A 14,266-nucleotide genomic window follows, 5' to 3' on the forward strand; every position below is an offset into this window, starting at 1 on the left:
TAAGTCAGTATATATTGAGTAAGAAAGGAGGTGACCTCCATGGCAAAAGTCAATTTCTTAGGTGCTACACTGCGTTTAAAGTATGTCGCTGGACACAATGCCCAAAACGAGCCCATGTTCACAACAAAAACGTACCGCAATTTAAACAGCTCGCATACGGCAGAGGATTTAGTAGAAGTAGCATATGCCATTGCAAGTCTATCTTCACACGCACTAGACAGCATTGTAAAACAAGAAACAACAGATTTATCCTAAGGAGGGAAAGCTATGACACAAGTTTTAGAGCTGCAATTTGAAACAGCGGCAGGGAAAACGGCAACATTTGCGATTGATGCACCGAAGCCAAAGGTAACAGCGGAAGAAATTCAAAAAGTAATGCAAACGATCATCGCTAAAAACGTTTTTGATGGACAAGCTGGCACTCTCGTTGCGATGAGTGGGGCTCGCATCGTTGATCGACAAGTAACAGAATTTGATTTAGAGTTCGAATAACCAAAAAAATGGTCTTTGCAGAATGTACTGCAAGGACCATTTTCAGCAATGTCAGTCTTATGTATCTTGCAGGGAAGGAGGGACCAACATGGAACAGTGGTTAAACATGATATCGGATATCGGTTTTCCTATCTTAGTGTCGTTTTATTTACTGCACCGGGTAGAAGTGAAATTAGATGCAATTCATGATGCGCTTGTTTCCTTAAAGTGAAATCGATTTCACAAAGATGTACGAAAGCTGTCACTTGAGTGTCCTTGTCAATATTTACATCGTACGATAGGATGGGGATAGTGTAAGTAGGGAGCGTGTTAAAGATGAGAAATAAAATAATTGGACTTGTTCTACTTTTTGCATTAGCAGCTGTGCTTAGTGCATGTGGAAATTCAAAGTTTAAAGCAGATTATAACATGGAATTACCAGATTTTGAACATGTCAATCAACGTGGAGAAACAGTTTCTTTAGAGAGTTTAAAAGGAAAACCATGGATTGGTATGTATATTTTCACGAATTGTACATCAATTTGTCCACCAATGTCTTATAATATGACGCAAGTTCAAGAGAAGCTGAAGAAAAAAGGTGTGGAAGATTATAATATTGTTGCGTTTTCAGTTGATCCTGACGTAGATAAACCACAAGTATTAGCTGATTATTTGAAAAAATATAATGTTCCAGATCAATCAAAATGGAATCTACTTACTGGTTATTCACAAAAATATATCGAGCAGTTCGCTGTAAAATCAACAAAAATAATCGTCAGAAATGATCCTAACAGCGACCAAGTCGTTCATGGGAATCAATTTTTCTTAGTCGATAAAGATGGTGTAATCGTAAAAATGTATTCAGGATTTGCGGAGAATCCAGAGGATGTCCCAATTGACACAATTGCATCAGATATAGAAACATATATTGATGAAAATTTATAATGGATAGAAGGAAACCGTCTCAATTAATGAAGAGACGGTTTTTTTTGTTGAAATTTAATCTTTTATAACTGTAGCCTCGTTTATAGTGTAGAAGGAGGGAAAGATTTTGTCTGATACAGAATATTTAGAGCAACTAATGGAACTACATACAGATCATTTATTTCGAATCGCTTACTACTATACGAAAGATCTACGAATAGCTGAGGATATTGTTCAAGATGTATTTATTAAATTTTATCATCACCAAAAGCATTATGAAGAAAGAGGAGAAATGAAGGCTTATTTAGCACGCATGACCATTAATAAATGTAAGGATTACTTAAAAAGCTGGGCTTATCGAAAAATTACATTTCAGCATAATTTTTTTGCCAAACAAAAAACTGTTTTACAAGATACACTCATTCGTCAAGATGAACAAGCTCTTTTAGATGAAGCCATTTTACGGTTACCAATAAAGCAACGTGAAGCAATTGTCTATTTTTATTTGGAGGAGATGACGATCAAGCAGATAGCAGAACTACTGGCAATTCCTGAGGGTACCGTTAAATCTCGTTTAAAGAAAGGGAAGGAATTATTAAAAGTAGACTTACAGCATATTGAATGGGAGGTACTTTTCCATGGATAAGCATACAATGCACGTATTGAAGGATGTCTCAGCACATAAAGAAGCAATCATTCAAAAGGTTCGACAACAGGTTCGGCAAGAGCCGTATCCATCAAAAAAACTTTGGCCGCATCGTGCACTGGCGGTCATGATGACATGCTCTATCTTACTATTTATTGCATGGCAAGCTTCGAAACCGATGGATCATTTAACGACAGAAATACTTCATGAAGAAGAAAAACAATCATTCACTGATTTATTTAAAACAGAAGTTGAAGGAACAGAGACAACGTTCAGTCAGTATTTTCAAATAGCAGATCAATTTATTCACCGCGAAAATATCAAATTTTATGCACCGCTTCAAGGCTTCGAGGCTATGCAAGCAGTGGCAGCTACTATGGGGAATGCTGTCCATTTAATAGACCCTGAAGATCTTCCGTTTAAATCAAATCTACAAGAGGTCTATGCGGTAACATCAGAGATGCAAGATGGTAGCCTGCAAAAGCAATTTCAATTTAGTTATAAAGAAAAGTCTCTCACTGGAGTGGATCGTCAATATATTATTTTGACAGTAACAAATGTAAATCATAATCCAGTAAACTATAAAGTTACGGAAGATAGTCAGGAGTTTTCAGGGGAAATCACGAATGTAGGTTTGAATTTTATGGATCCTTTGTATTATCATGCGATGACACCGGATAAAGGTTTCGCGTATGTATACTATAATTATGATGAGGCAGACAAGCGTATTTATCAAATGAGTACAAAAGCCAATGAGTTTTATACGTATTATAATGGCTATGCATATCAAATAGGCTATCAATTAAATGGTGATCAACAGGAAGCACAAGAAAAAATGGTTGCTCTTGCGAGGGAATTTATCTCGCACATAAATTCAGCGAAAGCAAAGAAGTAATGTGGAAAATAACTGCCTGCTAAAGCTCGATTGGTGAGGGGGGAGCGATCAGTGGTGATAAAGAACCCCTCGTGAGTAAGTAATACTTTATTTTTGGCAACAACTAGTTACCAAAATGACACATCTCATTCAGTCTATATTAAAATAGTAGAAAAGGGATGGGGGGTTCAACAATGACAGTAGCGCAAACGTATTTAAATGTTGTCCAGAAAAGATTTAGAAGTGTCAAAGAGCTAGGCGATAAAACACTCGACCAACTGGAAGAGGCCCAATTGCACTGGGCGTATAATGAAGATTCAAATAGTATCGCAGTGATTGTAAAACACGTTAGTGGAAATATGATATCGAGATGGACTGACTTTCTTACGACAGATGGTGAGAAATCAACGAGAAATCGTGATGATGAATTTATGGATAGCCTTCAGACAAAAGAAGAGGTAATGACAGTATGGGAAAAGGGCTGGCAAGTATTTTTAGATGCTTTACAAAAATTAACGGAAGCTGATTTACAAGGGTTTGTAACGATAAGGGGAGAACGACATTCCGTGATAGATGCGATTGAAAGACAAATGTCCCATTATTCACAACATGTCGGTCAAATCGTTTGCATTGCTAAGCAAGTAAAGGGTTCTGAGTGGCAAACAATAAGTATTCCAAAGGGACAATCTCAGCCTTTCACAGAATCAATGTTAAAAAAACATCAACAATAGAAATGGGGCCGTCTCACTAGTGTGAGATGGCTTTTTTGATGGAATATACATACATATCTTTGTTTAAAAATCGCAAAACTTTATTATATTCAGAAAATAAAATTGACGTGTATCTTTGAAGCGTGTTATGTTTAATACAAAATTTAATATGTAACATTACAAGTTTGAGTGAAAAAACTTTTTCACTTAATTTAAAGGAAAATGGGTGTAAATCCCATGCTGTCCCGCAGCTGTAAATGAGGAGTTTTGTTTCAAATACCACTGAGTAAGTACTCGGGAAGGTGAAGCAAAATGAAGATTCATAAGCCAGAATGCCTGCTTGTAGTATGATTCATTGTAGATCTACGAAAGATAGGGAGATGGATGGAAGGCTTTTAATAATGAGTTTTTCTATCCTTATTCACGTGGAATAAGGATTTTTTTTATGCCTTTTTCTAATCTAAGTAATTTACATCAAAGTGAGGTGTAAATAAAGAGAGAGCAAAGTAATGACGATTACTTTGTATTTCAAGTTAGAAGTATAGTGGAGAAACATATATATTTTAATTTTCTAACACCCAAGAATAGACAGGAGCAATCATAATGATATTTTTTAAAAAATTATTACCGTTCATTCTAATACTGATGTTAACGATTTTAGCAGGCTGTTCAAGCTCGAGTGAAGGTAATGGAAGTAAAACTTCTAGCAAAAATAATAATGAAGGAAAAATGATAACAATTGGCTGGCCGCTAGATATAGGGCCTTTAAATCCGCATACCTATTTACCAAACCAAATGACTGCGCAAGCAATGGTATATGAATCATTAGTAGAATATAACGATGACGGGACAATATCGCCGAAATTAGCGGAGAGCTGGGAAATTTCTGACGATAAAACAGCTTACATATTTCATCTTAGACAAGATGTAAAATACTCTGATGGGACAGTCTTTAATGCAGATAATGTTATTCGTAATTTTAATGCAGTTTTAGCAGATCGTGATACACACTCTTGGATGGGAATGGTGAATCATATTGTAGATGTTGTGAAAGAAGATGACTATACAATTCGTCTTCAATTAGATGCACCCTATTACCCTGTATTAAATGAACTGGCTTTTGTGCGACCATTTCGCTTCTTAGGGGATAACGGATTCCATGAGGGAGATGCAACAAATAAAGGTATTAAAGCTCCGGTTGGAACAGGTCCATGGGTATTAACCGAATATAAAAAAGATCAATATGCACTTTTTAGCCGCAACGAACATTATTGGGGTGAAAAGCCACTAGTAGACAAAGTAAAAGTGAAAATTATACCAGATTCAGAATCTATTTCACTGGCATTTGAAAATGAAGAATTAGACTTAATTTATGGTCGTGGCATTATTAGCTTAGATAACTACACTTTCTTAAAAGACAGCAATCAATACAAAACGGCTGTATCTGAACCTTTATCTACACGTGCATTACTTTTTAATACACAATCTGGTCCTTTAGCAGAATTAAAAGTACGTCAGGCTATTCAATACGCTGTTAATAAAGAACAAATGGTTGAAAGTATTACCCATGGTACAGAAAAGGTTGCCAATACACTGTTTTGGGATGCTATTCCATATGCCAATATTGAGTTAAAACCAATCCTATTTAATCCAGAAAAAGCCGAGCAGTTATTAGATGAAGCAGGTTGGACATTAAAAAATGGTGATAAAATCCGTTCTAAAAATGGGCAACCTCTTACATTAGATTTAATCTATATTGCCACAGATGCTATCCAAAAACCCATGGCAGAATTAATGCAAGGGGAATTAGCTAAAATAGGCGTTCAATTAAAACTTGAAGGCGCTGATGTAATGGTAGGGCTCCAAAAATTAATGGATAATCAAGTAGATATTAATTTCTGGCGCACAAACGGTCCACCAACAGACCCACACAGCTTCGCAAACGAATCAGCAACACCGAATGCAAATGGTGTTTATGAAGCGAAATTAGGCCTAGAAAATGCAACACAAATTGATGACAAAATACATCAATTATTAATTGGGACAGATGAAGCGGAACGTGTGCAATTGTATAAAGATATTTTAACAATGTTCCATGACCAAGCATTATTTTATCCAATTTCATATGAAACGAATAATGTTATTTACCATAAATATTTGAAAGATTTTAACCCCCGTGCATCTGAATATGATATTCCTTATGCTCAAATGGATGTAAAGTAAGAGAATGAAAAGAGAGTGGGTCTATTATGACTCCTCTCTTTTTGCACTATGAAGACTAGGGAAGTGATGAAAAAATGTACGAATCAATTTGGCTTTTTTGTCTAAAACGAGTAATTACATTACCATTTGTTTTACTAGGAGTTTCAATCATGACCTTTTTATTTATTCGTTTTGTTCCAGTAGAGCCAGCGGAGGTCATACTTAGACTGTCAGGAGTCGCCCCGACAGCAGAAGCAATACAGGCGCTACGATCGGAATTAGGCACTGATCAATCTTTGTCTATTCAATATTTTATATGGCTAAAAGGTGTGTTACACTTCGATTTTGGTACATCGTTTGTGAGTAAATTACCCGTTGCTCAAGAAATAGTAGAAAAACTACCGGCAACTTTTCAATTAGCCCTAGCTGCATTTGTATGTATTCTTTGCTTTAGTATTCCTCTTGGTATTATAAGTGCTCTTTATAAAAATTCCGTATTTGATAGGATTGTAGGCTTATTATCTATTATCAGTGTATCCATCCCAACTTTTTGGGTAGGTTTTTTTCTTCTGTACTTATTTAGTTTGAAGCTTGGCATTTTCCCGACAAATGGTAAAGGGACGATGTTACATATAATTTTACCAGCCGTATCTTTGGCATTACCAACTCTTGGGTTGTTTGTTCAAGCAATTCGTACAAGTGTCATAGAAGAATTACAAAAATATTATGTTCAGTATGCACATTTACGGGGGTTAAAACAATCTGTTATTCTCAGTCGACATGTCTTCAAAAATGCTGCTATTCCACTGACGACGATGCTTGGTATGACACTTGGGAATTTATTGGGTGGGGCAGTTATTGTCGAGCAGGTATTTAGCTGGCCTGGTTTAGGTCGCTACTTAATAGAATCAATTATTAATAGGGATTATCCAGTTGTGCAATGTTATGTTCTTATAATTGCTATCATCTATGTTTTTGCTAATTTATGTACAGATATATTACATCGAGTTCTTGACCCGCAGCTAATGATGGTGAGGGGGAGAGAGTAGAGTGATTAAATTACATAAAAGTTTAAACGGTAAACAATTGACTAGTATATCTCTTCTTACATTTATTGGGATAATGGGGCTTTTTGCGCCGTTGATCATGCCGAATGATCCTTTTTTAGTAGACGTCTCTAAGAAGTTTTTAGAACCATCATGGGCATATCCTCTCGGCACAGATCATTTAGGTCGATGTATACTTTCACGTATACTGTTAGGTATTCGCTATTCTTTAGGGTCAGCTATATTCATTCAATTAATAGCAAGCTTTTTTGCTATATGTATCGGGGCAATAGTGGCTTTTAAGAGAGGGATCATTGATTATTTATTTATTCGCATCTGTGATGTTTTATTAGCTTTCCCAACGCTTGTTCTTGCATTTGGACTACTAGGTATTTTGGGTCCAAGCTTAAGAAATGTCTTATTGGCCCTTATTGTTACTCAAACTATTTATTATTCAAGAATTTTAAGAGGCCTATTTATAAGCGTTCGTGAAAAAGAATTTATAAAAGCTGCAAAAATTAGTGGAACTTCAGGAGTGAAGCTAATCCTACGTCATTTCGTGCCAAATATAATGGCGCCGATGCTGACTATTATTTCTTTCGATTTAGGAAAAGTCATTTTAGAAATTGCTGGCTTTTCATTTATTGGATTAGGTGTTCAAGCTCCTACTCCTGAGTGGGGAATGATGATTAGTGAGGGCAAACAGTATATTCGACTACATCCTGAGCTTATGCTTTATCCAGGTGCGGCCATAATCATCGTAGTCCTATTATTTACTATTTTATCTGGTCATAACAAGAAAGTTGGTCATTGAAAGGGATAGCTATGGAAAGAAAAATCTTATTACAAGTCAAAGATTTAAATGTGCAAATAGGAGAGCAGGAAATCCTATCTGCTATTAATTTAACTGCAAATAAAGGACGTATATTAGGGCTTATCGGTGAAAGCGGTAGTGGTAAGTCAATGTTATGTCAAGCAATTATGCAATCTCTTCCGGCTATGGCAAAATCGACGGGCCAAATTTTATATCAAAATACTGATTTAACATCTGTAACCAAAGAAAGATTAAGAGATTACCGAGGAAGGCACATATCGATGATTACACAAAATCCATTGGTAGCGTTTGATAGTAATCAAACAATAGAAAGGCATTTTCGGGAAACAATAAAAGCGCATTACGTCATGAATAAAAAAGAAATAAGACAGGTAGCTATTTCCGCAATGAATAAAGTAAATTTACCTAATCCGGAAAAGCTATTGCAATATTATCCTTTCCAATTAAGTGGAGGGATGTTACAACGTGTTATGATTGCTCTTTCTTTTGCGATGCAACCTAAATTATATATTGCCGATGAACCTACAACAGCTCTTGATACAGTCAATCAAAAGAAAATACTATCATTGTTCAATCAAATTCGAAATAACACCGATGCAGCGATTATTATCGTCACACATGATCTTGGTGTTATTGCTGAAATTGCCGATGAAGTTGCTGTTATGTATAAGGGAGAACTCATCGAGCAGGCGAATGTCTTTGATTTTTTTGACGCGCCACAGCATTGGTATACAAAGAAACTTTTACAATCGAGAATCACTTTTTAGAGGAGGTAGTAGATGGCTCTATTAGAGGTGACGAATGTTGAGAAGTACTATCATCAGAGACAGTCATTTATACAAAAAAAGCAAGAAGCACCAGTATTACAACAGGTTACATTTTCACTTCAGGAAGGCGAATGCTTAGGAGTGGTCGGTCAAAGTGGCTCAGGAAAAAGTACATTAGCTCGGATCATTTTGGGCATAGAGAATCCAACGAGTGGGATTATACGATTTAATAATGTGAATTTATATCAAGCTAGCTCTAAAGAAAAAAAGGAAATTCGCAGAGATTTACAAGCTGTTTTTCAAAATAGCTTTAACTCCTTTAATCCAAAGCAAACTATTGCAGAGATAATAGAAGAACCATTTCTTAATTTCGAGAATTTTTCCAAAAGCGAAAGGCAACGTAAGGTCGAGGAGCTACTGAACTGTGTTGAGTTAGAAAGCAATAATGCCAATAAATATCCTTCACAGCTTAGTGGAGGTCAACAGCAACGCGTAAATATTGCTAGAGCAATTGCTATAAACCCCAAACTTATTGTGTTAGATGAGGCTATCAGTAGCCTCGATATGATATTGCAGAAAAATATATTGCAACTACTACAATCACTACAAAAGCAACTGAAGCTATCTTATATTTTTATTTCTCATGATTTACATGTAACACGCTTTATATCAGATAGAATACTAGTGATGCATAAAGGTCGACTTGTTGAGGAAATAAACAAGGACGATCCATTTAAACACCCCGCTTCACTCGAACTATTCAACGCTATTCTGCCTATGCATCCCAGGGACAGACAAAAGACGTGCTAGCCTAAGAGAAGAATCAAAAAAATAAAAATCGTAGCCAATTTTATAGCTACGATTTTTTGCTGTTTTTCTATGCAAAATAAAGCTGATACATCGAAGCTTCTTCGTCAATAGATGTTGTGATTTCAAAGGCTACTGCTGTGTTCGCTCATTAGCAATGATTTCGTACATAAATCGTATGAGAACCATTAATTTGCATTACCATCTATGTATTCATCCGAGGCCAAATAGGAGTGGCAACCGCTTTTAATGCAGTCACTATCTGTTTTTCTTCTAAAATGCAGCTAGAGGAATAACCTTCACATCTAGATTGGCTATATTAAAAATATGGCATCTCTAATCTAGTGATGTGCCAAAAAAAGCCCCATTAACTACTAAAAACAGCCATATAGAATTTACAGAAGTCAAGACATTTGGAGATGTGTTTTAATTTTTGTAAAATTTTAGTGTTAATTTATGAAAAAAGACGCACTTCTTATAGGATAAAAGGTATGATTAGGCTATACTTAAGAGGATTAATGTTAATAGTGGAATAGAGGGAGTCGTATGAAATCAACGGTAGAACGAAAACTGCAATTTGCTTTTGGTATAGTTTTAGTATTTCTATTACTAATTACTAGTATTGCCATGTACTTTTTAAATGATAATAAACACACACTTGCGGAAATCGAAAAAAATACGGAATTAATGAACTTGTATAATGATATTTCCTTTCAAACGGTTCGTGCAAATGCTGCCATTCGAGGGTATATGTTATATGGTAAAGAAGACATGCTCAACAACCATCTTGAAATACGAGAAACTTTACATAAATCTATTCAGCGTATTGAAGAACTTGAACATAAAAATACGGACTTTGAACAGTTTTTAAAGCAGTTAGAGGCATGGGAAGAGCCTTTAGATGAACAAATTGTACCGCTTTTTCAAAGTGGTGAAAAACAGCAAGCCCAGCAGTTGGCATTACCGGTTTTAGGGAAAGGTTCTCTAAAGCTTGTTGAGTTTGGGAAAACGATGGCAACCGTTCAGCAGGATGAAATGCAGGCTCGTATAGAGGCTACAAAGCAAAAAGGCGACAGAAGTGGCAAAGAGATTGCTGTACTAGCAATGGTCTCCTTACTTATAAGCATTATAATTGCGACAGTTTTTGGTCGAAGAGTAGCGAAAAATATTCAACAAACAGTAATAGAAATGGACAAATTCTCAACTGGCAATCTACAAACGCACCTGCAATTTAAAACAAAAGATGAGTTTGCCCAGCTGGCAGCTTCCTTTAATTCAATGGCGGAAAAACTTAGACATACGATGAAGCAAGTTGGTAATTCATCTGAACAGGTAGCAGCAACATCCGAGCAGCTCACAGCGAGTAGTATGGAAGTGACACAGGCAACAGAAGTTGTCTCAGAATCGATCCAAGATATTGCACACGGTATTGAAGAACAGGATACATTGACAGGTGATGTACGAAACTTATCCTCACACATTTTGAAAAAAATGAATGACATATCAACAAGTATTGATCATGTGAACGATGCAACGGTGGAAACTAAAAATATGGCTAGCATAGGACGTTCTTCAGTTCGTAATGTCATTGAACAGATGAATGACATTGCGGATAATACAGCAGAGCTAAGTACACGTGTTAAAGACTTAGATGACAATACAGCAGCAATCGTCTCAGCAGTCAATGTTATTAAAAATATTGCTACCCAAACAAATCTATTGGCTATCAACGCCTCTATAGAAGCTGCGCGCAGTGGTGAGCATGGTAAGGGCTTCGCTGTAGTAGCAGAAGAGGTACGGAATCTAGCAGATGAATCGAATTTAGCAGCAGTAGACATTGAAAAGGTTGTTTTGCAAATTACTGAAGATACAAGAATTATCGAGGAAGATATGATCAGTAGTAATGATTCAGTAATGCTTGGTCGTGAAAAAGTAAATGTGGCAAGAGATAATTTCATACAAATTGACGATGCCATTAATGATGTGCAAGCGCAAACCGAATCAGTTACAGCGGCTATTCGAACAATCCATCAAGATATTGAAAAACTTGTTAAAGAAATCGACTTCATTAGCGAAGTATCCATGAAATCGAGTAGCAATGTTCAAAGTGTTGCAGCATCCTCTGAGGAACAAAATGCAGCGATGGAAGAAGTAGCAGCAGCCTCTACACATTTGGCAAAAATGGCGATTGACTTACAAGAATCAATTCAAACATTTAAATACTGACACAAGAACCCCTATGAATCATACATAAAGAATGATTCATAGGGGTTCTATGTTTAGTGGATAGTGGCGTGGAGAGCGCGATTTATGTCGAGAAAATCAAAAAAATGAAAAAAAGTGTTAGAATTTAAGTATTTCGTCCGATAAAAACAATAGAAGAAAATTTAATCGATATGAGGGGGGAGGTTGTGTGTTGGGGGCATTCTTTGAATCTAAAAAGAAACCACAAAATTGGACAAAACACATTTTAAGAACTCGTAAAGACAAAAGGAGAGCTGTTGCATGAAACGATTATTTGGAAGCTTTAAGGGGAAGCTCTACACATTATTTGCTCTTATCTTACTAATCCCAGTTATTTCTGTAGGAAGCTTATCGTATCTTTCAGCAAAAAATTCGATAAAAGAAGAAATACTTTTTAGTGCAGATGAAAGTGTTAAAATTTTGAATACGTTAATTGATAGTGCTATTAGCACAAAAATAAATGAAATCGCTACCTTTAGCGAGGAAATAAATTCTTCTAAGTACGAACAGAAGGAAACTACAATACTACCGAATTTTCAAGAATATATGAAGCTGAGTCCAGATGTTTTAAGCATTTATCTTGGAACAAATGACGGAGAAATATTTGTAGAACCAAAATCGAATAGCGCTGATTACAATCCTTTGGAAAGAGATTGGTATAAAGAAGCTATGGCTTTGAAGGGAGAAACTTTAATAACGAATCCTTATAAAGATGTAGCGACAGGAGATATGGTTGTAACAATTGCTCGTCAGCTAAAAGATCAATCTGGGGTAGTGGCAATTGATTTGAAATTGACAGACCTTCAAAAAGTTTCGGACTCTATAAAAATAGGGAAAAATGGATATCCTTCTATTTTTGGTGAGAATAATTTGGTCATTTCACATCCGACTTTAGAACCGGGTGGCGAATTAAAAGAAAGCTTCCTCGACAAAATATACGACGACAAATCGGGAACGTTTGAATATGTCTTTGACGGTGATGACCGTATTATGTTCTTTACAACGAATGAACTGACAAATTGGAAAATCACAGGGACAATTTTTGCAAAGGAAATTGACCAATCAGCATCATCCATTTTGAAAAATACGTTTCTCGTATTAATTACTGCGATTGTAATCAGTTCGATTGTATTCTTTTTTGTTATGAAGACCATTATAAAACCGATTAGATTACTAAAAGATAGTGCAGTAACCATTAGTAAAGGTGATTTAACAGAGAAAGTGACAATCACTTCCCATGACGAGATTGGACAGCTAGGTCAAGCTTTTAATGATATGCAAGACAGTTTAAGAACTCTTATTCAAAAAATTGAACAAAATGCCGAAGAGGTAGCTTCGTCGGCAGAAGAGCTAACAGCCAATGCTAACCAAACGAGCATTGCTACAGAAAAAGTGGCCATTTCAATTCAAGATGTTGCTTCAAGCGCAGACACGCAAACGACGAGTGCGAATAAGAATGCAGAATCGTTACAGGAGCTTTCCAAGGCTATTCTTCATATTGCGGAGATCTCTTCTACTGTGACAGATCTTTCACAGCACGCGACGCTACAAGCAGATGAAGGTGGACAGGCAGTCCAGGATACAAAAGATCAAATGCAGTCTATTCATGTATCTGTGACCGATTCAAATACGAAAATTCAAACACTACATGAACGCTCTAAGCAAATTACATCCATTTTAGATGTAATTACAAGCATTGCAGATCAAACGAACTTACTTGCACTCAATGCAGCGATAGAGGCAGCAAGAGCAGGGGAGCACGGAAAAGGCTTTGCTGTTGTGGCTGATGAAGTAAGAAAGTTAGCGGAGCAATCGCAGGAATCTGCAAAGCAAATTTTCGAGCTAATTAATAGTATTCAATTAGAAACAGAACAATCCGTAAACATCATGGCAAAAGTTACAGAAGATGTTCAAAATGGATTACAAGTATCAGATGAAGCCATTACTAAATTCCAAATGATTAAAACAAGCATGGATAAAATTACTCCTAAAATGGAAGAGGTATCTTCTGCTTCTGAACAGATGTCAGCAAGTGTACAAGAAGTAACAGCCGTTACGGAGGATTTGGCATTCTCAGCACACGGAAATGCGACTGCTTCAGAGGACGTTGCAGCGTCTACAGAGGAACAATTGGCTTCAATGGAAGAGATTAATGCTTCTGCACAAGCGCTTGCGTATATGGCAGATGAGTTAAAACAGCTCATTAGTCAATTTAAATATTAATAGATATACGAAAAAATGCCATTCCTCCTTTGAGGGGTGGCATTCCATATTATTAAAACTATTGTGTCAATGAGATGAAGGTTTCATTTTTAATAAAGTATGGCTCTTCGGCAAAGAAAAAGAGAAATCGAAAAGTAACGATTTCTCTTTTTTCTTGTTTGACCAAGTCATTCTATGTTCTTTACCTTATTTAATAATGGTAGTCTATTTCCGGAGAATTAATGGCGTCAATACAAAGCCTATTTCGTTTTCAACCTTTTATTTACTACGGAAAGAAAATCGAATGAAACGAAAATTAGTCTTTAAGAATCCAAAAACAGATTCTACATTGATTTTTCGTTGTCGATAGATGGCACCTGGTTTTTCTTCTGAAAGCTTATAATGAAGCCTAGTTAAATCAAAAAAATGAAAAAAGTTGTTTTAAATTTAAGTATTTTGTCCGATAAAAACATAAGAAGAAAATTTAATCGATAAGAGAAGGGGAGGTTGTGTGCTAGGGGCTTCTTTGAGTCTAAAA

The 14,266-nt window shown here is 36.1% G+C and carries 14 protein-coding genes and 1 riboswitch; all 14 genes read left to right on the top strand.

The window, feature by feature from the left end:
• Positions 1-39: 39 nt before the first annotated feature.
• A complete protein-coding gene (locus tag ACFXN8_RS01035; protein ID WP_053592915.1) occupies positions 40-255 on the top strand; it encodes a DUF1659 domain-containing protein in 216 nt (71 codons plus the stop codon).
• Between the two features lie 12 nt (positions 256-267).
• A complete protein-coding gene (locus ACFXN8_RS01040; protein ID WP_376071999.1) occupies positions 268-492 on the top strand; it encodes a DUF2922 domain-containing protein in 225 nt (74 codons plus the stop codon).
• An 88-nt stretch (positions 493-580) separates the two neighbouring features.
• Entirely contained in the window at positions 581-703 is a 123-nt protein-coding gene (locus ACFXN8_RS01045) for a YvrJ family protein (RefSeq protein WP_082337366.1), read from the top strand.
• Positions 704-807: 104 nt separating this feature from the next.
• Positions 808-1,416, top strand: a complete 609-nt coding sequence (locus tag ACFXN8_RS01050; RefSeq protein WP_386842070.1) for an SCO family protein — start codon at positions 808-810, stop codon at positions 1,414-1,416.
• Between the two features lie 106 nt (positions 1,417-1,522).
• The gene (locus ACFXN8_RS01055; protein WP_386842072.1) at positions 1,523-2,041 is read left to right on the top strand and encodes an RNA polymerase sigma factor; all 519 of its coding nucleotides are present in this window, start codon (positions 1,523-1,525) and stop codon (positions 2,039-2,041) included.
• A complete protein-coding gene (locus ACFXN8_RS01060) occupies positions 2,034-2,936 on the top strand; it encodes a hypothetical protein (RefSeq protein WP_386842074.1) in 903 nt (300 codons plus the stop codon). The genes ACFXN8_RS01055 and ACFXN8_RS01060 overlap by 8 nt, the downstream gene beginning before the upstream one ends.
• Positions 2,937-3,109: 173 nt before the next feature.
• Complete coding sequence (locus ACFXN8_RS01065; RefSeq protein ID WP_386842076.1) at positions 3,110-3,646, top strand: DUF1572 family protein; 537 nt, start codon at positions 3,110-3,112, stop codon at positions 3,644-3,646.
• Between the two features lie 143 nt (positions 3,647-3,789).
• A riboswitch (cobalamin riboswitch) is annotated at positions 3,790-3,983 on the top strand.
• A gap of 245 nt (positions 3,984-4,228) precedes the next feature.
• On the top strand, positions 4,229-5,848 hold the full coding sequence (gene nikA / locus ACFXN8_RS01070; RefSeq protein ID WP_386842078.1) for a nickel ABC transporter substrate-binding protein: 1,620 nt from the start codon (positions 4,229-4,231) through the stop codon (positions 5,846-5,848).
• A gap of 74 nt (positions 5,849-5,922) precedes the next feature.
• Positions 5,923-6,876, top strand: a complete 954-nt coding sequence (gene nikB / locus ACFXN8_RS01075) for a nickel ABC transporter permease (protein WP_386842080.1) — start codon at positions 5,923-5,925, stop codon at positions 6,874-6,876.
• 1 nt (position 6,877) lies between these two features.
• Entirely contained in the window at positions 6,878-7,687 is an 810-nt protein-coding gene (locus tag ACFXN8_RS01080; protein ID WP_386842082.1) for an ABC transporter permease, read from the top strand.
• Positions 7,688-7,698: 11 nt separating this feature from the next.
• Positions 7,699-8,475, top strand: coding sequence for an ABC transporter ATP-binding protein (locus ACFXN8_RS01085; RefSeq protein ID WP_386842084.1), 777 nt, complete (start codon positions 7,699-7,701; stop codon positions 8,473-8,475).
• Between the two features lie 12 nt (positions 8,476-8,487).
• Complete coding sequence (locus ACFXN8_RS01090) at positions 8,488-9,285, top strand: ABC transporter ATP-binding protein (RefSeq protein ID WP_386842086.1); 798 nt, start codon at positions 8,488-8,490, stop codon at positions 9,283-9,285.
• A 543-nt stretch (positions 9,286-9,828) separates the two neighbouring features.
• The gene (locus ACFXN8_RS01095; protein WP_386842088.1) at positions 9,829-11,508 is read left to right on the top strand and encodes a methyl-accepting chemotaxis protein; all 1,680 of its coding nucleotides are present in this window, start codon (positions 9,829-9,831) and stop codon (positions 11,506-11,508) included.
• A gap of 279 nt (positions 11,509-11,787) precedes the next feature.
• A complete protein-coding gene (locus ACFXN8_RS01100) occupies positions 11,788-13,749 on the top strand; it encodes a methyl-accepting chemotaxis protein (RefSeq protein ID WP_386842090.1) in 1,962 nt (653 codons plus the stop codon).
• Positions 13,750-14,266 lie beyond the last annotated feature (517 nt).

The sequence above is a fragment of the Lysinibacillus sp. NPDC059133 genome, from assembly GCF_042755925.1.
Classification (GTDB): domain Bacteria; phylum Bacillota; class Bacilli; order Bacillales_A; family Planococcaceae; genus Lysinibacillus.

Bases quoted from the DNA above. Each gene is read 5' to 3' on its own strand.
- ACFXN8_RS01035 (WP_053592915.1), top strand. From the start codon at position 40: ATGGCAAAAGTCAATTTCTTAGGTGCTACACTGCGTTTAAAGTATGTC.
- ACFXN8_RS01040 (WP_376071999.1), top strand. From the start codon at position 268: ATGACACAAGTTTTAGAGCTGCAATTTGAAACAGCGGCAGGGAAAACG.
- ACFXN8_RS01045 (WP_082337366.1), top strand. From the start codon at position 581: ATGGAACAGTGGTTAAACATGATATCGGATATCGGTTTTCCTATCTTA.
- ACFXN8_RS01050 (WP_386842070.1), top strand. From the start codon at position 808: ATGAGAAATAAAATAATTGGACTTGTTCTACTTTTTGCATTAGCAGCT.
- ACFXN8_RS01060 (WP_386842074.1), top strand. From the start codon at position 2,034: ATGGATAAGCATACAATGCACGTATTGAAGGATGTCTCAGCACATAAA.
- ACFXN8_RS01065 (WP_386842076.1), top strand. From the start codon at position 3,110: ATGACAGTAGCGCAAACGTATTTAAATGTTGTCCAGAAAAGATTTAGA.
- nikA (WP_386842078.1), top strand. From the start codon at position 4,229: ATGATATTTTTTAAAAAATTATTACCGTTCATTCTAATACTGATGTTA.
- nikB (WP_386842080.1), top strand. From the start codon at position 5,923: ATGTACGAATCAATTTGGCTTTTTTGTCTAAAACGAGTAATTACATTA.
- ACFXN8_RS01085 (WP_386842084.1), top strand. From the start codon at position 7,699: ATGGAAAGAAAAATCTTATTACAAGTCAAAGATTTAAATGTGCAAATA.
- ACFXN8_RS01090 (WP_386842086.1), top strand. From the start codon at position 8,488: ATGGCTCTATTAGAGGTGACGAATGTTGAGAAGTACTATCATCAGAGA.
- ACFXN8_RS01095 (WP_386842088.1), top strand. From the start codon at position 9,829: ATGAAATCAACGGTAGAACGAAAACTGCAATTTGCTTTTGGTATAGTT.
- ACFXN8_RS01100 (WP_386842090.1), top strand. From the start codon at position 11,788: ATGAAACGATTATTTGGAAGCTTTAAGGGGAAGCTCTACACATTATTT.